11 protein-coding genes are annotated in these 19,979 nt (G+C 68.3%); 1 reads left to right on the plus strand and 10 read right to left on the minus strand.

The annotated features are described in order from the left end of the window. Nucleotides 1–10: 10 nt before the first annotated feature. The 8 genes from GJV26_RS29585 to GJV26_RS29620 form a co-directional block, all read right to left on the minus strand. Nucleotides 11–2,503: a hybrid sensor histidine kinase/response regulator gene (locus GJV26_RS29585; RefSeq protein ID WP_155712123.1), complete on the minus strand. Its 2,493-nt coding sequence runs from the start codon at nt 2,501–2,503 to the stop codon at nt 11–13. A 167-nt stretch (nt 2,504–2,670) separates the two neighbouring features. Further along, a complete protein-coding gene (locus tag GJV26_RS30415) occupies nt 2,671–3,228 on the minus strand; it encodes a PEP-CTERM sorting domain-containing protein (protein WP_229419502.1) in 558 nt (185 codons plus the stop codon). Continuing rightward, entirely contained in the window at nt 3,215–3,814 is a 600-nt protein-coding gene (locus GJV26_RS29595; protein WP_155712124.1) for a PEP-CTERM sorting domain-containing protein, read from the minus strand. The genes GJV26_RS30415 and GJV26_RS29595 overlap by 14 nt, the downstream gene beginning before the upstream one ends. A gap of 33 nt (nt 3,815–3,847) precedes the next feature. Further along, nucleotides 3,848–4,585, minus strand: a complete 738-nt coding sequence (locus GJV26_RS29600; protein WP_155712125.1) for an NF038120 family PEP-CTERM protein — start codon at nt 4,583–4,585, stop codon at nt 3,848–3,850. A 23-nt stretch (nt 4,586–4,608) separates the two neighbouring features. Then, the gene (locus GJV26_RS29605; RefSeq protein WP_173346309.1) at nt 4,609–7,749 is read right to left on the minus strand and encodes a S8 family serine peptidase; all 3,141 of its coding nucleotides are present in this window, start codon (nt 7,747–7,749) and stop codon (nt 4,609–4,611) included. A 415-nt stretch (nt 7,750–8,164) separates the two neighbouring features. Beyond that, nucleotides 8,165–10,219 (minus strand): phosphocholine-specific phospholipase C, encoded by a 2,055-nt coding sequence (locus GJV26_RS29610; RefSeq protein ID WP_155712127.1) that lies wholly within the window; start codon nt 10,217–10,219, stop codon nt 8,165–8,167. 25 nt (nt 10,220–10,244) lie between these two features. Continuing rightward, on the minus strand, nt 10,245–11,060 hold the full coding sequence (locus tag GJV26_RS29615) for an NHL repeat-containing protein (RefSeq protein ID WP_155712128.1): 816 nt from the start codon (nt 11,058–11,060) through the stop codon (nt 10,245–10,247). Then, complete coding sequence (locus GJV26_RS29620; RefSeq protein WP_155712129.1) at nt 11,057–12,154, minus strand: ABC transporter ATP-binding protein; 1,098 nt, start codon at nt 12,152–12,154, stop codon at nt 11,057–11,059. The genes GJV26_RS29615 and GJV26_RS29620 overlap by 4 nt, the downstream gene beginning before the upstream one ends. Before the next feature lie 159 nt (nt 12,155–12,313). Between GJV26_RS29620 and GJV26_RS29625 the strand changes: the two genes are divergently transcribed. After that, nucleotides 12,314–15,310, plus strand: coding sequence for a polysaccharide lyase family 8 super-sandwich domain-containing protein (locus tag GJV26_RS29625; RefSeq protein ID WP_155712130.1), 2,997 nt, complete (start codon nt 12,314–12,316; stop codon nt 15,308–15,310). Nucleotides 15,311–15,541: 231 nt separating this feature from the next. Here GJV26_RS29625 and GJV26_RS29630 read toward each other — a convergent pair whose 3' ends face one another. Together GJV26_RS29630 and GJV26_RS29635 are read right to left on the minus strand one after the other, a co-directional pair. Continuing rightward, nucleotides 15,542–17,272, minus strand: coding sequence for a glycoside hydrolase family 35 protein (locus tag GJV26_RS29630; protein WP_155712131.1), 1,731 nt, complete (start codon nt 17,270–17,272; stop codon nt 15,542–15,544). A gap of 160 nt (nt 17,273–17,432) precedes the next feature. Further along, on the minus strand, nt 17,433–19,859 hold the full coding sequence (locus GJV26_RS29635; RefSeq protein WP_155712132.1) for a TonB-dependent receptor: 2,427 nt from the start codon (nt 19,857–19,859) through the stop codon (nt 17,433–17,435). Nucleotides 19,860–19,979: the final 120 nt, after the last annotated feature.

Raw genomic sequence — 19,979 nt, forward strand, 5'->3', positions numbered from 1 at the left:
CGGTAAATTCCTAGCCCTTTCCCAGCGCCCCGATCAACCGCCGCAGGTCATCGATCCCGTACGGCTTGGCCAGCGCCTGCGTGCCCGGCAAGTCGGGCGCCGTGCCGAAGCCGGAGGCGATCGCGGTATGCAGGTGCGGCACGCGCTGCCGCGCCAGCCTGACCAGTTCGATTCCCTGCATGCCGGGCAGCTGCTGGTCGGTGATCAGCACGTCGATCTGGGTGCCGAGCAGCGCCAGCGCTTCCTCGGCGCTGGCCACGGCGATCACCTCGTGCCCGATGAATTCGATCATGTCGCGCGTATTGGCGCGGATCGCTTCCTCGTCCTCGACCAGCAGCACCTTCAGCCTGGACGGCGGCGGCGCCACCGGCACGGCGCCGGCGGGCCATGGCACCGCCGGCGCGCCGGGAACGCGCGCGCGCTGCCGCTCGCCGGCCAGCACATGCCGGATCTTGCGCGCCAGGCTTTCCTTCGTATAGGGCTTGCCGATCAGCTCCACGCCCGGGTCGAGGCGCCCGCCGTGCACGATCGCGTTTTCCGTGTAGCCCGACGTGAACACCACGGCGAGATCGGGAAGCCGTTCCCTGGCCTTGCGCGCCAGGTCCGGGCTGCGCAGCGTGCCCGGCATCACCACGTCGGTGAACAGCAGGTCGACGTGGATGCCGCTGTCGATCACCGTCAGCGCCGCCGCCGCGTCGTGCGCCTTCAGTACCCGGTAACCGAGTTCGGTCAGCATGTCGACCACGGTACCGCGTACTTCGTCGTCGTCCTCGGCCACCAGCACGGTCTCGGTACCGCCGGTCGCCGGCGTGGCATCGAGCACGGTGTAGGCGTCTTCCGCCTCGCGCGTGCGCGGCAGGTACAGTTTCACGGTCGTGCCGAGCCCCGGCTCGCTGTAGATCTTCACGTGGCCGCCGGACTGCTTGACCAGGCCATAGACCATCGACAGCCCGAGACCCGTGCCCTTGCCTTCCGGCTTCGTGGAAAAGAACGGCTCGAACGCCTGCGCCATCACCTCGGCGCTCATGCCGGTGCCCGTATCGCTGACGGCCACCATCACATACTGGCCGGGCACCACGTCCAGGTGGGATGCGCAGTAGTTACTGTCGAGCAGCGCATTGTTCACCTCGATGGTCAGCCTGCCGTGGCCGTTCATGGCGTCGCGCGCGTTGATCGCCAGGTTGAGGATGGCGTTTTCCACCTGCGCCACGTCGATCGACGCGCTCCACAGGCCGCCGGACATCACCGTCTCGATCTCCACCTCTTCGCCCAGCGTGCGGCGCAGCATGTCTTCCATGCCGGCGATCAGGCGGCTCACCTTGACCACCTTCGGTTCGAGCGGCTGGCGCCGCGCGAACGCCAGCAGGTAGCCGGCCAGCCTGGCGCCGCGCTCCACGCCGGCGCGCGCGTTTTCCAGGCGCCGCATCACTTCCGGCCGGTCGGCCACCCGCGGCGCCATCAATTGCAGATTGCCCGAAATGACCTGCAGCAGGTTGTTGAAGTCATGCGCCACGCCGCCGGTGAGCTTGCCGATGGTTTCCATCTTCTGCGCATGCTGCAGAGCCGCCTCGGTGCGACGCATCGCTTCGGCCTGCTCGATGTCGGCGGTGATGTCGCGGCCGATCGCGTGGATGTAGCGGGCATCCGGCGACGCGGTCCACGACAGCGAACAGTAGCTGCCGTCCTTGCGGCGGTAGCGGTTCTCGAAGCGGAACACGTGGGCGCCCGCGCTCAGCGCCGACACCTGGCGCACGGTGGTTTCGCGATCCTCCGGGTGCACCAGGTCGAGGAACGACTGGCCGATCACCTCGGCCGCCTGCCAGCCCAGGATCGACGTGAAAGCGGGGCTCACGGCGGTCAGCCGCGCGTCGAAACCGGCCACCAGGAGGATGTCCTTCGACAGCCGCCACATCCGGTCCCGCTCGGCGGTGCGCTCGGCCACCTGCGATTCGAGCGTGGCGTTCATGCGCGCCAGCGCCTGCGCGGCCGCTTTCTGGCTCGCTTCGCTCTCGCGCAGCGAGCGCTCGGCGCGCACCTTCGCGCTCGTTTCCACCACCACCGCGAACACGCCGCCGATCGTGCCGTCCTCGTACGTGACGGGCGAATAATCGAGGTTCATCCATACCGGTTCCGGCTGGCCGCTGCGGTGCAGCGTCAGTTCCTGTTCCACGTAGCTGAGCTTGCCGCCCCGCAGTACCACGCGCATCACGTTGTCGTTGAAGTCCGCCACTTCCGGCCAGCCCTTGCGCACCTCGGAGCCCAGCAACGTGGGGTGGCGGGCGCCCGCGAATTCGGAATACGCATCGTTATAGATCATGTAGCCCAGCGGGCCCCACAGCGTGACGATCGGTACCGGCGATTGCAGGATCAGGGCGACGGTGGTCTTCATGCCGGGGTGCCATTCGTGCATCGCGCCGAGGGCGGTATCGGCCCAGGGAAATGCGCGAATGAGCTCGGCCGTGCGGCTGCCGGCGGGCAGGAACAGTGGAGAAATATGCGTCATACGGTAGCAGTACGGTCAGGTCACGATTCGCGCCGGGGCGGCGCGAGATGCCGAAATAGTTAGCGATCATACACTTTCGTGGCCGAGAAGTATGTTCCTGCTGTACCGTACGCGCGAGCCGCCCTCCATGCGGGCGGCTCCCTTCCGTGCATCCGGGCGTCGTGGCGTCAGCGCCGGCGCCGCCGGCGCGCGGCCATGCCCGACCCCGCCAGCGCGGCCAGGCCCGCCAGCAGCATCGCCGCCGAAGCCGGTTCCGGCACCGCGCTGATATGGACCAGCCCCTTGCCGCCCACGGTGGTGCTGAACGCGCCCCAGTCGTAGTCGTAGTAGCCGGCCACCACGAACACGTACTGTTTGCCCGGATCCATCGCCGCCATGACGGAGGTCAGCTCGAAGCCGTCGCTGCCGTCCGACGACATCAGGTTCTTCTGCGGCTGCAGCGGATCGAACGCATCCCTGTAGAAGAACGACATGCAGTTGAAGGCGCAGTTCGTGAGGAACGAATACTGCCAGTCGCTGGTGTCGACGCTGACATTGAACGCGCGGTAGGTCACCGCGGTCACGTAGTCCGGCGTGGGCCCGCCGTACGAACCGGCCCGCGCATACGTGGGACCGAACGTGGTGTCGCCGGTGATCGTCGCCACGTCGGCGCGCGCGCCCTGCAGGCCGGCGGCCAGCAGGCCGGCCATGGCCAGGATGGCGCGGAGTTTTTTAGCGGATCGCATCGATGTGTCCTTTCGTGCTGGTGGATGGGGCGGCGCGCCTGCGGACGGCGATGCCGAGGCCGAGCAGGCCGGCGCCCAGCATCAGCCAGGCCGATGGCTCGGGCACGGCGGCAACCGGCGTGATGGTGAAGGCCCCGGCACCGGAGATGGTGGTGCTGAAGCTGCCGAACTGGGTGGCATCCTCGCCGGTGACGACGATCGTGTAATGGCCCGGATCGAGCGGCCCGCCGAAGGCCACCGCCCATGGCGTCACGTAGTTGCCGTTCGCCGCGAAGAAGTTCCTGGTCGGATCGGCGGGATCGAATGCGCCCGTATAGAGGTACATCGAACAGTCGAACACGCAGGTGGTGGCGAAGTTGAACGGATTCGCCGCTTCCTGGATATGCACATCGTAGGCGAGATAGCGCGTGCCCGGATAGACCGCGCCGTCCGGCCAGGACTTCGGGTCTTCCTCGATGCGGGTAAAGGTGGGCGCGTTACTGGTGTCGCCGGTGAAGGTGACTATTTCGGCGCTGGCGCCCTGCGCGAGGCCGGCGAGCAGCGCGGTCGCCGCGAGCGTGCGGGCCAGTCGGGTGGTTGTTTGCATCGTTTTCTCCTCAGTGTGGATCGGGTTGTGCCGTCAAGCCTGGCGGGTGCGCCGGACCGCCGCGCCGAGCACGCCCAGGCCCGCCAGCAGCGCCATCCACGTGGCCGGTTCCGGCACCGCGCTGACGGTCGCATCGATGTTGTCCAGCGCGAACTGGGCCAGGTTGTAGGCGGGCTGGTCGAGCGAGTTGACACAGCTGCCTTCGATGAACACGCAGGCGCTGAAGGTCACGCTGGTGAACGCGGCGCCGTTGAAGCCGTCCAGCGCCGCGGTGGCGAACGCATATGCGCCGTTCGCGTCGAGGCCGGGTAAATCCAGCGCCAGCGTGGCGGTGGCGCCATCGGCGCGCGTGCCGCTGACCACCAGCTGGCCGCGCAGGCCGGCATCGACCGGTTGCGGCGCGAGGAACGCAAAGTCCAGGCTCGTCACCGAGAAAGTCCGGCCGTCCGCCCGGGACAGCCGCAGCGCGCTGTCATTCAGTCCCGCGTAATACAGGCTGGCGTTGCCCGCCGGGCAGGCGATGCCGTCGCAACCGGACGGATCGCCGCCGTCGAGGATCGCGCCGCTCAGGCCGTTGACGCCGTTGGCGATGCCCCAGGGATTATCGAGAGCGGCGAGCGTGAATCCCGATTCGGCCAGCGTTTCACCGCCTCCGAGGATCACCGGCGCCTGGCTGTCGAACGTGATCACGCCGGCCATCGCCGGGGCCGTGGCCAGCAGCGCGCAGGCGAACAGCGCCTGCCGGACAGGGGTCTGCAAGAGTTTTTTCATGTGTTTTCCAGGGGGTGAAAGATTCAGTGCAGGGCCTTCGACCGGGCGCGGCCGCTGGCGAACGACGGCAGCGGATCGGTGGTGTCCACTTCGAGCAGCGTGCCGGCCTCGCTGGCGCCGCCGAACAGGTAGCTGACCATGCCGACGTAGCGCTTGCCCGCCTCCAGCCCGGACCAGCTGTAGCCGACGGTGGCCGACCGGTTCGGGTAGACCACGCCGGGCATCGTCACCTTCAGGTTGGCGCCGGCGCCCGGCGTGACGATCCAGCTGGACAGCTTGTACGTGGCGCTGCCATCCTGCGGCGCATAGCCCAGCACGCAAACGAAGTAGTTGCCGGGCGCGGGATCGCGCCAGGTGAGCATCTCGTCCGAGCCGCCGTTGCCGCTGGCGCCCAGCACCGTGCCGTCTTCCTTCGCCAGCACCAGGTCGAGGTCGCTCTGCTCGCCGCCGCTGGTGTCGCTGTTGTACAGCGCGAAGCGGGCCAGCAGCGTGCCCGGCGCGATCGTGACCGGGGTGACGGTCTGGCCTTCCGACGGGAACGGGCAGGTGTTGCCGCTGTTCGACGTGCCGACCGTGCCTTCGCTCTGCACGGCCGCGAGCAGGCCGCCCTTGCGCGCGGTGATGGCGCCGGCAAAGCCGGAGCGCAGCGCGACGACCTTGCTGCCGGCGGCCGCTTCGCTGGCCACCGTGTCCGGCACGTCCAGCGCCGCCGCCCGGGCGATCAGCGGGCTGGCCACCTTGTGGCCGCCGCCATCGCGCCAGGTGAGCGCGCCATAACGCCAGGTGTGCAGCGGGGCATCGGTGCGGGTGAGCTTCACGGTGAACGCGCCTTGCGCGCCCGGCGCCAGCGTCAGCGCGGCGGGCGCCACGTCGACCCTGAATCCCGGCAGGCTCGCGGTTGCCGTGTACGTCGCGCGGCTGTTGCCCACGTTCGTCACCGTGCGGCGCAGTTCGGCCACGCCCAGCACGCGCTCGGCGGTCAGCGCCGGCAGGTTCAGGTCCGTGCTGTCGAGCGGCGTCACGCCGCCGCAGTCGAGCGGCATGGCGAGCACCTGCCCGCACAGGAAGCGGCGGTAATCGTCCGGTCCCAGGTCATACACGAGGCCGGGGTCGGCCGCGGCCGTGGGCGCGATCTGCCCGGCGCCCTGCCCCCATGGCAGCTTGCCGGAATCGAGCGCGCTGCCATCCCATGCGACCGGCGCGGCGCGGCCGTCGCTCTGCGTGGCGAACGCGGTCGTCACCAGGGCCGACTTGATCGCGGCCGGGCTCCAGTCGGGATGCAGCTGTTTGAGCAGCGCGGCCACGCCCGACACGTGCGGCGTCGCCATCGACGTACCGGTCAGGAATTCCCATGCCGGCGGCGCCAGCGTGCCGCCCGTGAACGGGGCCATGAACTGCTCCTCCGTCATCACCGGCAGGTAGGCGGCCAGGATGTCGGTGCCCGGTGCGGCCAGGTCCGGCTTCAGGATGCTGGCATCGGCCACGTTCGGCCCGCGCGACGAGGAGCCGGCCACCACCGGCGCCGCCGTGGGAGCCGGATCGTAGACCGCGCGCACGTCGCCCAGTGCCGCCGTGGCGCTGGCCGGCGCGGCGGCGATGTAGCTCTTCAGTTGCCGCGCCCCGGCCAGGTCGAGGTGCACCGTCGACAGCGTGTAGGGCTGCGCCGGCAGCGTGGTCGCGCCGCCTTCGACATTGACGAGGATGACGCCTGCCGCGCCGGCCGCCCTGGCGGCGGCGACCTTGTTGACCAGCACATTGCCGCCCCGGTCGCAGACGAGGATCCGCCCCTTCACCTTGTCCGGATCGAACGGCATGCCGACCTGGTCGTCGGGGCCGAAGCACTGGGCGATGCGCGGATCATCCGGCGACGTGCCGGGCTTGCCGGCATCCTTCGCCAGCAGCAGCGGTGCGGACGGCGTGTGCGCGTTGATCGATGCGCCCGTCAGCACAACGCCGCTGCCCAGCCTCGCGTTGCCGGCGTAGGTGCGGTTGTGGGTGGAGTTGGCCACCGTCGTCAGCCACGGGCTGATGTGCGTGACGGGCGCCGGTGCCGTCGAACCGGGCCCCTGGTTGCCCGCGGCCGCGGCGACGAACACGCCGGCATTGGCCGCGCCCAGGAAGGCCTGCTCGGTGGGCTCGTCGAACGTGCCGCCACCGGCCGAGTTGCCGATCGAAAAGCTGATCACATTGACGCCATCGAGCACGGCCTGCTCGATCGCGGCCACGCTGCTGTCGGTCGGGCACGCGTTCTGCATGCCGCCGCCGTAGTCGGCCGTCCAGCAGACCTTGTAGACGGCCAGGCGGGCGCGCGGCGCCATGCCGCCGACGTTGCCGAAGCCCACGCCGCCAATGCCGGCGGCCACGCCGGATGCGCCGCCGGCAGTGCTTGCCGTGTGCGTGCCATGGCCATCGCTGTCGCGCGCCGACACATACTCCCAGTTCGACATCTGCGCATCGGGCAGGAACGCCCGGGCGCCGATCAGCTTGTTGTTGCAATGCGAGGTCGTGAAACCCTGCCCCGGCTGGCAAAAGCCCTTCCAGTGCGCGGGCGGCGGGCCGTAGGCCGGCGTGCCGCCCTCGAAGACGGGCCTGCCGTCGCCGTCGACACGGTCGGCGAACGCCGGGTTTTCAGGCCACACGCCGGTATCGAGCATGCCGATGATGACATCCTCGCCGGCGCCGGCCTGCCCGCCGAGCTGCTGCCACAGGCCGGCGGGCGCGTTCAGGCCGAGGAATGTCGGGGTGTAGCCGGTGGAGGTGTGCAGCAGCACGTTGGCGCTGACCTTCGCCACGGCGCCGTTCTTCTTCAGCTGGCGCACCTCGTCATCGGTCAGCAGCGCCGAAAAACCGTTGAACACCACGTTGTAGCGGTGCGTCACCGATGCCGCGCCGATCGTGCGCAGCACGTCGGCACGGCGTTCCTCCAGGTACGCGATATACGTCTGCACGTGCGGCGCCCCGGCTTCGAGGCGCTGGCCCGCCGCCGGCCTGGTGGCCCGCATGCCGGACACCGTGCCGGCATACGACGCGGCCGGCTTGTCGACCAGTTGCACGATGTACGACTTGCGGACCGGCTCGGCCGCGCCGGCCGTGCCGGCCGTGCAGCACAGCAGCAGCACCGCGCCGACCACGGCTGTCAGCCGCCCGATTCCTGCGCCCGGCATGCCGGGTTTTATTCGATTTCCCATTGTTGCGGCTTCCTTCCAAGTGACAAGACGAACGATAGCGCTACCATTTACGGTAGTAATCCGTAGCGTTTGGCGTGGTTCGCTGCTTCAGGCATCGACAGCTCATTTCGGAGCGACAGCCTGCTATGCGCCCCGTCCACTAGGGCGCGGTGGCAACGTCATCGACAGTGACTTGCAAATAACGTAACAGCGCGAAGGACATTACATGTTTTCGATAGCGTTATCATCCCCCGTTGTTTTTTACCTACGTTTTGGTGGAATAAATGTCTTGCGCAGCGGTGTTGGATCGTGTGGTGAAAGCGTAGGTAGGCGGCCGGCATCAGGTCGAAACCCTGGCCGTGCACGCCGGTCGTGCAGGACAAAAGTGCAGGTTTGCCGGCTGCCGGCTGCCTCACCAGGGCTGGGCGGGCGTGACGGCCATGGCCGGATCGCTGGTGGCATCGAAGCCCGTCTCCACGCGGCCGGCAAAGCGCCAGGCCGCGCCGCCACAGCTGACGGCGGCGTCATACCACGGCGCGGGAAGCACGACGCGTTCCCGCGTGCCTGGCGCCAGGCGCACGATGCGCGGGGCCGGGTCGCCATGGGCGAGCATGGTGACGGTGGCCTCGCGCGGCACGGCGCCGCCGTTGTGCAGGTCCAGCACGAGCCGATCGTTGTCGCGCACCGCGGACACGGCGATGTCGGGCGTACCGGTGCCGCGCAGGGCACGGTGGAAACCGTTCGGGCCGAGCAGCCACAGGTCGTAGGCGCCGGACGGCACGGCGGCGGACGGCGCGGCCCCCGCCGGCGCCGGGGGCGTCCACAGGTCGTCCAGCTCCCTGCCCGCCTCCACCGTGTAGCGCCGCGGGATGCCGCCCAGGCGCAGCCGGTCGTAGACATGGAACACGGCGCCCGCGCCACCCGTGTTGGCGAACCGGAGGGCGATGCCGTCCGCACCCGGTTCGGCGCTCACTTCGAGGCGGTACGGCAGCGCACGCGACGGCCGCGTGCCGGATTCCTGGCGCGGCGCGGCCTGCGCGCCTTCCGCGGGCACATCGATGGCGGGGCCGGCGCGCTGGCGTGCGCGCACGGCGTCGGCCTGCGCCATGCCGAGGGCCGGCAGGCGCGGCCTCGCCGCATCGTTCGACGCGAAATCGAAGCAGCTCGTCAGGTCCCCGCACACCGCACGGCGCCAGGCGCCGATGTTCGGCTCCATCACGCCGAAGCGGCGCTCGAGCAGGCGCAGGATCGACGTGTGGTCGAACACCTGCGAGTTGACCCAGCCGCCCTTGCTCCACGGCGACATCACCAGCATCGGCACGCGCGGGCCGAGGCCATACAGCTGGCCGTCGGCGTGGCATTCGTCGGCAAAGGCAACGGTCGACTTGCCCGCGCGGGTGCCGTCGCGGCGCAGCGCGGGCGGCGCCGGCGGCGGCGCATGATCGAAGAACGCGTCGTTCTCGTCATACATCTGCAGGAACACGGTACCGCTCCACACCTCGGGATCGGCCAGCAGCGCTTCGAGCACCTGCAGCGTATAGGCGCCGCCCTGCACCGGCGTGGAGGGGCCCGGGTGCTCGCAGTACAGCCGCGGCGGAACCACCCAGCTCACCTGAGGCAGGCGGCCGTGCACCACATCCTCGCGCAGCGCATCGAGGGTGCCGCCCCGCAGCGTGCTGCTCACGCCCTTGTCGGCCAGCGGATGCGGGCGCGCGGCATGCGCTTCGCGAAAGCGGCGGAACGTGGCCAGCATGTTGCAGTCGTAGTTGTCCGCCATGTCGGTATAGACCTTCCAGCCGACGCCGGCGGCCTCCAGCCGCTCGGCATAGGTGGTCCATGTGAAACCCTGCTCCGGCGGGCCGAAGCCTTCCATGCGGTTGTCGATGGCCGGCCCGCCATGGCGGCCGGACGGATCGTTCGTCCCCGTCAGCATGAACAGGCGGTTCGGATTGGTGCCGCCCTGCAGCGAGCAGTGGTACGCATCGCACAGCGTGAATGCGTCGGCCAGCGCGAACTGCACCGGCAGTTCGTCGCGCGTGTAGTACGCCATCGCCGCGTCGGTCTTGGCGCGCGGCCAGGCGTTCATGCGGCCGTCGTCCCAGGCAGCCTGGGCATCGGGCCAGGCATGCGGCAGGTCCAGTGCGGGCTGCGCATTGCCGGCGCGCGCGTCCAGCCGGTAAGGCATCACGATGCGGCGGCCATTGTGCTGCTGCCACACCGTGCGGCCGTCGCGCAGCGGAATCGCCATGCGGTCGCCGAAACCGCGCACGCCGGCCAGGGTGCCGAAGTAATGGTCGAACGAGCGGTTTTCCTGCATCAGGATGACGACATGGCGTACATCGGCGAGGGTGCCCGTGGAACGCCGCGCCGGCACCGCCAGCGCCTCGCGCAGCAACGGCGGCATGGCGCCCAGCAGGCCGGCAAGGGCCGTGCCGCCGAGGAAGCGGCGGCGTGGAATCCGGCTCATGGGTACCCTCCTTCCCTTGTCCGGCTCACAGTACCAGGATGCCCTGGAGCGACGAGATCCGCTGGGGGTCCGACCACGCGTCGAGCAGCCGGCCTTCCGCATCGAAGGTGAGCAGCTGCCGCCCCTTGTGCCCGTTTTCCGGCCCATGGTCCTGCCAGTTGGCGACGACGATGCGGCCGTCGCCCAGCACCTGGAAGGTCGCGTAGAAGAACGGCGCCACCTCTTCCGGCACCTGGCCCGCCGCGCCGAACGTGCGCACCAGCGCCCCGCCCGCATCGAAGCATGCCATGAACGCGCCATAGCCGGCCGAGACCAGCGTGCCGCCATCGGCCAGCCGCTCGGCTTTCCACGCGTGCTCGAAGCCCGGCGCGGCCAGCTTGCGCAGCGGCCGCAGCGCCGCGTCCGTTTCGAGGATATGGTCGTTGGTGCACAGCAGGTAGCCGTCGCCGGCCGGGCGCATCAGGCGCACGTAGTCGCCTTCGCGGCGCACCGAGGCCGTTTCGCGCAGGTCGGCATCCAGCGTCACCACGTTGATGCCGTTGGTACTGCCATCGAGGTTCATCCCCGTCACCAGCGTGCGCCCGTCGGGCAGGCGATGCGCCGCCGTCACGCCGCGCCAGCGGTCACAGGTGCGCAGCACGGCACCGCTGCCGATATCGATCTCGATGAAGCCGCGCTCGAAGCCGATCAGCGCGCGGTCGCGGCCAATGCGCTGCAGGTCGCGCGCCAGCGGAAAGTCGGCCAGGTCGCGCTGCCAGCCGGCGGCCGCGTCACCCGTGTCGACCAGGTGCAGGCGCTGGCGTCCTTCGTCGATCGCCAGCAGGGTCAGCGCCGGCATCATGCGCCCTCCCGCGGGCCGAGGCCGATGTTCGCCTCACTGGCGGCATCGAACACGTGCAGGCGTTCGGCATCGAGGTACAGCGTGGCCGGCTGTTCCGGCACCAGCTTCACGTGGCCATCGAGCCGCGCCACCACGCTGCCACTGCCCACGCGCAGGCTGACGATGGTTTCGGCGCCGAGTGGCTCCACGACGTCGACCACCGCGTTCAGCGCCTCCCCGGCCGTCGGGTCCAGCGAGAAGATTTCAGGACGCACGCCGAGCTTGACCGCGCGCCCGGGCCACGCCGCCAGCCGCGCGGCCATCCCGGCCGGCAAACGCACCGTGTAGCCGTCGCCGGCCACGCTGCCGCCGCGCAGTTCGCCTTCCAGGAAACTCATCGCCGGCGAACCGATGAAGCCGCCCACGAACACGTTCACGGGCCGATCGTACAGTTCCATCGGGCTGGCCACCTGCTGGATCTCGCCGCCCTTCATCACGACGATACGGTCGCCCATCGTCATCGCCTCCACCTGGTCGTGCGTGACATACACCGTGGTCACGCCCAGTTGCCGGTGCAGCTTGAGGATCGACGCGCGCATTTCCACGCGCAGCTTGGCATCGAGATTCGACAGCGGCTCGTCCATCAGGAACGCCTGCGGCTTGCGCACGATCGCGCGGCCCAGCGCCACCCGCTGGCGCTGCCCGCCGGACAGTTCCTTCGGCCGGCGCTCCAGCAGGTGATCGAGCTGCAGCATGCGTGCCGCTTCGTCGACCCGTTCGGCGATCGCCGCCTTCGGCACGCCGTCGAGCCTGAGCGCGAAGCCCATGTTCTGGCGCACCGTCATGTGCGGATACAGCGCGTAGCTCTGGAACACCATCGCGATATCGCGCTGCTTCGGTTCCATGTCGTTGACGACGGTACCGCCGATGCGCAGCAGTCCGTCCGAGATGTCTTCCAGTCCCGCGATCATGCGCAGCGTGGTCGACTTGCCGCAGCCGGACGGACCGACGAAGACGACGAATTCGCCGTCGCCGATATCGAGGCTGAAATCGCGCACCGCATGAAAACCGTTGTCGTAGAACTTGCGCACCTGTTGTAACGAGATCGCCGCCATGCCTGTCGCCCTGAAAAGTTGAACATAAATGTTAACGTTACCGCCTCTTCGGCGTATATTAGCCCCAGTTATCCCAGGATGCAACGAATTCATGGGCTCCGAATGATAACGTTACCGATGATTGCCACAGAATGCATGACCACCGACAATGGAGAGCACATGTTGACCCGACCATCCCGCGTATCCCCTACCTCCCCGAGCCGCCGCGTGCCGGCGCCGCAGGTGCTGGCAGTGCTGCTGGCGCTTGCCACGCTGGCCCTCGCTCCCCACACCGCCCTTGCCGACGAATACGACACGCTGCGCACGAAGTGGCAGACCCGCCTGACCGGCGGCGTCGCGATCGACACGGGCGATCCGGACATCGCCCAGGCCGTGGCCACGCTCGCCGCCAACGCGCAGCTGCACTGGAACGCGATGGACAAGGGCGCCGGCCGCACATTCCTGTGGAGCGACCTGGCGGCAACGGCCACGTCGGCCCATGTCACCAACAGCTACGGCCGCCTTCATTCGATGGCGCTGGCCTGGTCCACCACCGGCTCGCCGCTCAAGGGCAATGCGGCCCTGGCCGCCGATATCGTCGCGGCGCTCGACTGGCTGTACGCGAACCGCTACAACGAAACGGTCACGTATTACGACAACTGGTGGGACTGGCACATCGGCACGCCCCAATCGCTGACGGGCACGATGACGCTGATGTACGGCCAGCTCTCCACCGCGCAGCGCGCCAGCTGGCTGAAGGCGATCGACAAGTTCGTACCCGACCCCGCGGTGCGGCTGAGGCCCGACGGCACCGCGCTGACCACCGAAACCGGCGCCAACCTGCTGGACAAGGCGCTGGCCGTGATCCTGCGCGGCGTGCTGGGCAAATCGGCGGCGAAGATCGTCCAGGGCCGCGACGCGATCAGCCCCGGCTTGCTGTACGTGACGGCCGGCGACGGCTTCTACCGCGACGGTTCCTTCGTCCAGCATGAATATGTGCCGTACACGGGCTCCTACGGCCCGGCGGTCATCGACGACATGTCGAAGCTGCTGTACCTGCTGACCGGTTCAACATGGGCATTCACCGACCCGAACGTGACCAACGTATACGACTGGAGCATCAACGCCTTCGCGCCGCTGATCCACGATGGCGCCATGATGGATGCGGTGCGCGGCCGCGGCATCGCGCGCCAGTACTCCACCGATCATACGGCCGGGCGCAGCATCGTCACCGCGCTGGTGCGGCTGACGCATGCCGGCGCGGCCACGTATCCGCAGCAGAGCGCCGCCATCGACGCCGCGGTCAAGGGCTGGATGGCGCGCGATACGACTTTCGGCGCCAGCTATTTCGCGGCCACGCCGACGGCGGTGGCGGGCGTCTACTCCCCGCTGCCGGTCTATGAAATGACACTGATGAAGGCGCTGGCTGCCAATCCGGACGTCAAGGCGGCGCCCGAGCCCGCCGGCGTGAACGTCTTTGCCTCGATGGACCGCGCTGTGCAGCGCGGCCCCGGTTTCGCGGCCAGCCTGGCGCTGTTCTCGAACCGGATCTCGGCCTTCGAATACGGCAACGGCGAAAACCTGGCCGGCTGGTGGACCGGCATGGGCATGCTCACGCTGTACGACGCCGACCAGGCCCGGTACCTGAACGGTTACTGGCCCACCATCGACAAGCGGCGCCTGCCCGGCACCACCACCGACCGTTCGGGCAGCGGCACGCCGGTGGCCTGGAAGAAGTACCCGAACACCCGCAACTGGGCCGGCGGCGCCGCGCTGGCCGGCAAGTACGCGGCAATCGGCATGGACTTCGCCACGTCGGGCGTGACCGGCAGTACGCTCACGGGGAAGAAATCATGGTTCATGTTCGGCGACCGGATCGTGGCGGTCGGCGCCGGCATCGCCAGCACGGGCGGCGCAGGGTCGGGCAACCCCGTCGAAACCATTGTCGAGAACAGCAAGCTCAATGCCGACGGCAGCAATGCCTTCACCGTCAACGGCGCCGCGCAACCCGCCGCGCCGGGCGGCGGCACGGCGTTGGCCGCCGTGCGCTGGGCGCACCTGGCCGGCAACGTGCCCGGCGCCGACGTGGCGTGGTATTTCCCCGACGCGCCCACCATGAACAGCCTGCGCGAAACCCGCAGCGCCACGTGGCAGACGATGTCCAGCGGCGGCGGCACGGCCAGCCTGTCGAACCACTTCCACAGCCTGGCGCTGCCCCACGGCACCGATCCGGCATCCGGCAGCTATGCCTACGTGATCCTGCCGGGCCGCAGCGCGGCGCAGGCCGCGGCCTATGCCGCCGCTCCAGGCGTCACGATCCTGGAGCGCTCGGCCACGGCCACGGCGGTGCGCGATACGGCCCTCGGCCTGGTCGGCGCGCATTTCTGGACCGATGCCGACAAGACCGTGCAGGTCGACGGCGCGCCGTACTTGACCAGCAACCGCAAGGCGGCGGTGATCACGCAGGAGGCGGATAACGTCTTGCAGGTGGCCGTGGCCGACCCCACCCAGGCCAACACCGGCACGATCGTCATCGAGGTTGCCCGCGCCGCGGGCGCGGTGATCGCGTCATCGGCCGGCGTGACGGTCAGCCAGCTGAAGCCGACGATCAGGCTCACGGTCGACGTCGACGCCGCTGCCGGCAAGTCGTTCGGCGCCAGCTTCAGGCTGCTGCGCACGAAGACGCTGCGGCCGGTCGCGGATGCCACGCTGCGCGACGGCACGTATGGCGCGACAAATTACGGGAGCGCGGCAACGATGACCGTCAAGAACGACGCGCCCGGCTACGCGCGGCAGGCGCTGGCACGCTTCGACCTCGCGTCGATCGACGGCACGATCGGCGCCGCCACGTTGAAGCTGGCGCCGCGTTTCGTCGGCCAGGGCACGGCGATGACGCACAACGTGCTGCAGGTCGCCGATACGTGGGCTGAAACGGGTGTCGCCTGGAACAGCCGGCCGGCCGACATCGCCACGCTGGGCACGTGGACCGTGCCCGCGGTGAACACCTACGCGACGCTGGACGTGACGTCGGCTGCGACCGCCGCGCAAAGTGGCGACAAGCTGCTGTCGGTGCGGGTGGAGGCGGCCGCGAACTACGGCGCGAACGGCTGGGTGGAATACCCGACCCGGGAAAACGGCACCGCGCCGCTGCCGGCGCTGGTGGTGGATTATTACTGACGCGGGATGGCAGATTCAACGGTTCGTGAGCGTCTGATGTCGCGCCTGGTGTCGGACACTATTTCCGGGAATTATCCGGAAACGGTGTCGGACACCGGTTTTCCACGCCGGAAGTCGGAACGCGTGCGCACCGGTTTCCGGTAGCCTGCAGCGGAAAACCGGTGTTTGACACATTTTCCGGAAGCACCACCCGGAAAAAAAATCCGACACCAGCAGCCTCAAATGCTGCGGTTACGCCAACACCGCGTCGCCGGCGCCCCCATGCAGCTCGAACACGATCAACTCGTTTTCGCCGGTCCGCAGCAGCGGCGCCGGCACATACAGCGCCTGCTGCGGTCCCCGCTCCCAGTAGCGGCCCAGGTTGAAACCGTTTATCCAGGCCACGCCCTTGTTCCAGCCCGGCAGCGACAGGAAGCTGTCGGCCGGTTCCGCCACGTCGAACACGGCGCGGTGGAACGCCGGGCCGGCGCACGCCGCCGTGCCGAAGCGCAGTGCCGAAAGTTCGTCCAACGGCAGCGGGAACATCGTCCAGTGATACAGCTTGTTGATACCCAGCCTTACCCAGCCCAGCAGCCCTTTCCGGTCCTGCAGGTCCGGCCCGTAGTTGACGCGCCCCATGTTCTCCACCAGCAGTTCCAGCCTGACCGGGCCTGCGGGCAGGTCGAGTTCCAGCGTGCCGCCGCCATTGCGCTCGACCACGCCTGCCTCCACGCCGTTGACGAATACCTGCGCGCGGTCGTGCACCCGTTCGACCGACAGCACCACCCTGCCCGGCGGATGGACGATGTCGGTGCGGTACAGGATGAAACCGTAGTCCTGACCCAGGCTTTCCATCGGTCGCGGCACGATGTCATGGCGCGGCGCGGCCAGCGCCGGCAGCGCATCGGCCAGCGCGGTACTGCCCGTGAAGCGGACGGTGGTGGACGGCAGCCTCGCGGCGGGCAGCGGCAGGGCCATCGGCGGCAGATCGACGTATCGTTCGATCACCTTGCGGAACGCGTGGAACTTCTCCGTCGGCTCGCCTGCTTCGCCCAGCGGCGCGTCGTAGTCGTAGCTGTTCACGGTGGGCTGGTACGCGCGTGTTTCCAAATCGGTATTGGCACCGTTCATGAAGCCGAAGTTCGTGCCGCCATGGAACATGTAGACATTGACGGAAGCGCCGGACGCCAGCACCTCGTCGAGCGCCTGCGCGGCGTCGGCCGCTTCGCGCGTGTGGTGCGGTTCGCCCCAATGGTCGAACCAGCCGTTCCAGAATTCCATGCACATCAGCGGGCCGCGCGGCTGGTATTCGCGCAGCTTGGCGAACTCGCCGTCGGCCCGCGAACCGAAGTTGGCCGTCTTGAACACATCGGGCAGCGTGCCATGCGCGAGCATGTAGTCGGTAGCGCCGTCGGACGTGAACAGCAGCGTTGCCACGCCCAGTTCCACCATCAGCGCGCGCACCCATTCCACATACTGCGCGTCGCTGCCATAGCTGCCGTACTCGTTCTCGACCTGCATCGCCAGGATCGGCCCGCCGTGCTGCACCTGCAACGGCAGCAGCTGCGGCAGCAGCGCGGTGTAGAAGCGCCGCACCGCCGCCAGGTAAGGCGGATAGCAGCAGCGCACTTCCATGGCCGGATCGGCCAGCAGCCAGGCCGGCAGGCCGCCGAATTCCCATTCGGCGCAGATGTAGGGCCCGGGCCGGACGATCACGTACAGCCCCAGCTCCTGCGCCAGCCGGACGAAGGCCGGCAGGTCCAGGGCGCCGTCGAAACGGAACGCGCCGGGCCGGGGCTCGTGCAGGTTCCAGGCGACATAGGTTTCCACGGTGTTCAGGCCCATGGCCTTAAGCTTGAGCAGCCGGTCGCGCCACTGGCCGGGTACGACACGAAAATAATGCAGCGCGCCGGACAGCACGCGCAGCGGTGCGCCGTTCAGCATGAACCGGTCGCCGGAAATCGTGAAGGAAGGATTTTGCATGGTGTGCGAAATAAAAAAAGAAGGGAGCGCCGCCACGCGGCGGCGTCCCTTCGAAAGAGCGGCGTTTACCAGGGGGAGCCGGTAATCGCCGCCCACGGACCGAATTAAAAACTCGGCGTCGGAAGCCCCGCATCAACAGTTCGACATCAGATGCCCGGCATCAGAAGTTCAGGTCGAGCCGGGCGCCGACATAGCGCGTGTAGTCGCGCGGTGGCAGCCACGACGTCGTGCTGACGACCGCCACCGGGTTCGGCGCGCGGGCGCTCCAGGTGCCGGTGGCCACCGAGTTGCCGAGGCCGATCGCATAGGTCTTGTCGAACAGGTTGTTGACGAAGACCGACAGCTTGTAGCGGTCGCGCTTGTCCTTCAGGCCGAAGCCGACGTTCGCGATGCCGTACGCGCCCTGCACTGTCACCGGATCCTGGTTCAGCGCGAACTGGGTGCGGCTCTGCCAGCGATACGCCCCCGTGAAGAACAGGTCGAAGCCGGCTTCCCGCAGCGGCAGGTCGAACTGGCCGCCCAGGTTCAGCTTGATTTTGGGCGCGTTGGGCAGCGTGGCGCCCGCCAGGTTCTGCACGTTGGCGTTGGCATACTTCGGGTTCGGCGCGCAATTGCCGCCCACGGCCGCGCCTGTGCCAGCCGCGTTCAGCACGCTGTAGCACGGGCCGTTCTCGAATTCCGTGATGGTGGCCTGCGTCCATGCGAAGCTGCCGTTCAGCAGCAGCGCGCGGCTCACGCGCAGCGTGCCGTCGACTTCCAGCCCGCGGGTGCGCAGGCCGCCGATGCTGTGCAGCGTGGTGCGGAAGATGTTGTCGTCGTCGACGAAGCCGGCCGATTGCTGGAAGCCGCGGAAGTTCGTGTTGAACAGCGCGATATCGAGCGTGGCGCGGTTGTCCAGCAGCGTGGTCTTCACGCCCAGTTCGAAGTTCTTCGCCTTTTCCGGATCGACCGGCTGGTTGCGTGCCACCGCGGCGTTGAAGCCGCTGGTCAAATCGTAGGCCACGCCCTTGTAGCCGGTGGAGTACACGGCATATGCCATCGCATCGCGGTTCAGGTGATGCTCCAGTTCCAACTTGCCGGTGACCGCATTGTCGGAATGGTCGTCGGTGTAGAACTCGGTGGGCACCAGCGCGGCCGGCGGCGGCGTGAAGCGCGTGAAGCCGTAGCCGGAATCCTCGCGGTTCGCGCGCAGGCCGGCGATCACGCTGGTCGTGGCGGTAATGGCGAAGCTGGACTGGCCGAACAGCGCGTAGTTCGTATTCCATGCCTGCGCTTCGTACGCGGTGACGTAGCTGCTGGCCGGTGCCCGCACCAGCACGCGGCCCAGCATATTGCGGCCGTACCAGAAGCCCGCCACGTAGCGGAACCGGCCCGTGTCGGGCGACGTCAGGCGCACTTCCTGCGTGACCGATTTCACGTCGAACGTGCCGTAGCTGTACAGGCCGCCGGACAGCCCGGTCGGCCGGCCGTTCACCGGCAGGTACCGGAGGATATCGGCGCTCGTGCCGTCGCCATCCTGGTAGTCGTCCATGTGGTAGTTGTCGAACGACGTGATCGACGTCAGGTTGTGCCCCGCCAGCGCCGAATCGTCGCCGAACTGCCAGTTCAGGCGCAGGCCGGCGCCGGCGTCGCGGAACTTGCCGCCGGCCGGGTAATCGTTGCTGACCTTCGTGTTGCCGGGCCCGATCGGGATGCCGGCATTGAGTTCCGTGGCGGGCAATTGCGGGACGTTCTGATAAAAGCCGCCCGGTGTCATCGATGTGTACGGGTTCACGCAGCAATTGCGGTTGGTGCGGTTGTAGTGCGGCGAGAACACGGCCTGGAACTGGTCCGTCGGATTCCACTCGAACTTGCCCATGATGGTTTCGCCGCGGCTGCCATTCAGTTTCGAGCCATCGTAAATGTTGTCGACCACGCCGCCGAAGCCGGTCTTGCTCACCGTGATGCGCCCGCGCAGCGTGTCGCTCACCGGGCCGGACACGGTGGCGCTGGCGCGCCACTCCCTGTCGTCCGTCAGCAGGAAGCTGGTGCTGGCCTTGCGCGTGCCGGCGATCGGTTTCGTCGTGATGTTCAGCACGCCGGCGATCGACGACTTGCCGAACAGCGTGCTTTGCGGTCCTTTGAGTACCTCCACGCGGAAGATGTCCGTCATGTCCTTGAACGCGCCGGCCTGCATGCCCATCGGGATGTCGTCGACGATCACGGAAACGTCGGACTCGGTGCCGATGCCCAGCGAGAACGTGCCGATGCCGCGCATGTTGATGCTGTTGTTGCCGGGCTGCGAGCCGTACGAGATCGTCAGCGCCGGCGACAGCGACGGCAGGTCGTCGATGTCGCGCACGTTGGCACGCTGCAGCGTGGCGTCGCTGATCACCGAAATGGCGGCCGGCACGTCCTGCAGGTTCTGGGCCCGCTTGTTGGCGGTCACCACCACCTGTTCGAGTTTCGCGCCCTCCGACCCTTCGGCCTGCTGCGCACGGGCGGGCACGGCGCCCAGCATCGCAGGGATGACGACGAGCGCGATGGCTGCCGCCGCGGGCCGCAGCCGCGGGCCGCTGGTGGAATTGCTGCTGTAGTGCGTAATCATGTTTTCTCCTGATGAGAACTGCCTATGTTATTGACTAACTTTTATTAACTACTTTGATGTAAGCCGATTCGCGTGCAGTGCTATGCAGTGCAGTGATGGTTGTCTCCTCCTCCACGATTC

The sequence above is a fragment of the Pseudoduganella dura genome, assembly GCF_009727155.1.
In the GTDB taxonomy this organism is placed as follows: Bacteria; Pseudomonadota; Gammaproteobacteria; order Burkholderiales; family Burkholderiaceae_D; genus Rugamonas; species Rugamonas dura.

Bases quoted from the DNA above. Each gene is read 5' to 3' on its own strand.
- GJV26_RS29620 (WP_155712129.1), bottom strand. From the start codon at position 12,154: ATGGCGGCGATCTCGTTACAACAGGTGCGCAAGTTCTACGACAACGGT.
- GJV26_RS29630 (WP_155712131.1), bottom strand. From the start codon at position 17,272: ATGCAAAATCCTTCCTTCACGATTTCCGGCGACCGGTTCATGCTGAAC.
- GJV26_RS29585 (WP_155712123.1), bottom strand. From the start codon at position 2,503: ATGACGCATATTTCTCCACTGTTCCTGCCCGCCGGCAGCCGCACGGCC.
- GJV26_RS29625 (WP_155712130.1), top strand. From the start codon at position 12,314: ATGTTGACCCGACCATCCCGCGTATCCCCTACCTCCCCGAGCCGCCGC.
- GJV26_RS29610 (WP_155712127.1), bottom strand. From the start codon at position 10,219: ATGAGCCGGATTCCACGCCGCCGCTTCCTCGGCGGCACGGCCCTTGCC.
- GJV26_RS29615 (WP_155712128.1), bottom strand. From the start codon at position 11,060: ATGATGCCGGCGCTGACCCTGCTGGCGATCGACGAAGGACGCCAGCGC.
- GJV26_RS29635 (WP_155712132.1), bottom strand. From the start codon at position 19,859: ATGATTACGCACTACAGCAGCAATTCCACCAGCGGCCCGCGGCTGCGG.
- GJV26_RS29605 (WP_173346309.1), bottom strand. From the start codon at position 7,749: ATGCCGGGCGCAGGAATCGGGCGGCTGACAGCCGTGGTCGGCGCGGTG.
- GJV26_RS29595 (WP_155712124.1), bottom strand. From the start codon at position 3,814: ATGCAAACAACCACCCGACTGGCCCGCACGCTCGCGGCGACCGCGCTG.
- GJV26_RS30415 (WP_229419502.1), bottom strand. From the start codon at position 3,228: ATGCGATCCGCTAAAAAACTCCGCGCCATCCTGGCCATGGCCGGCCTG.
- GJV26_RS29600 (WP_155712125.1), bottom strand. From the start codon at position 4,585: ATGAAAAAACTCTTGCAGACCCCTGTCCGGCAGGCGCTGTTCGCCTGC.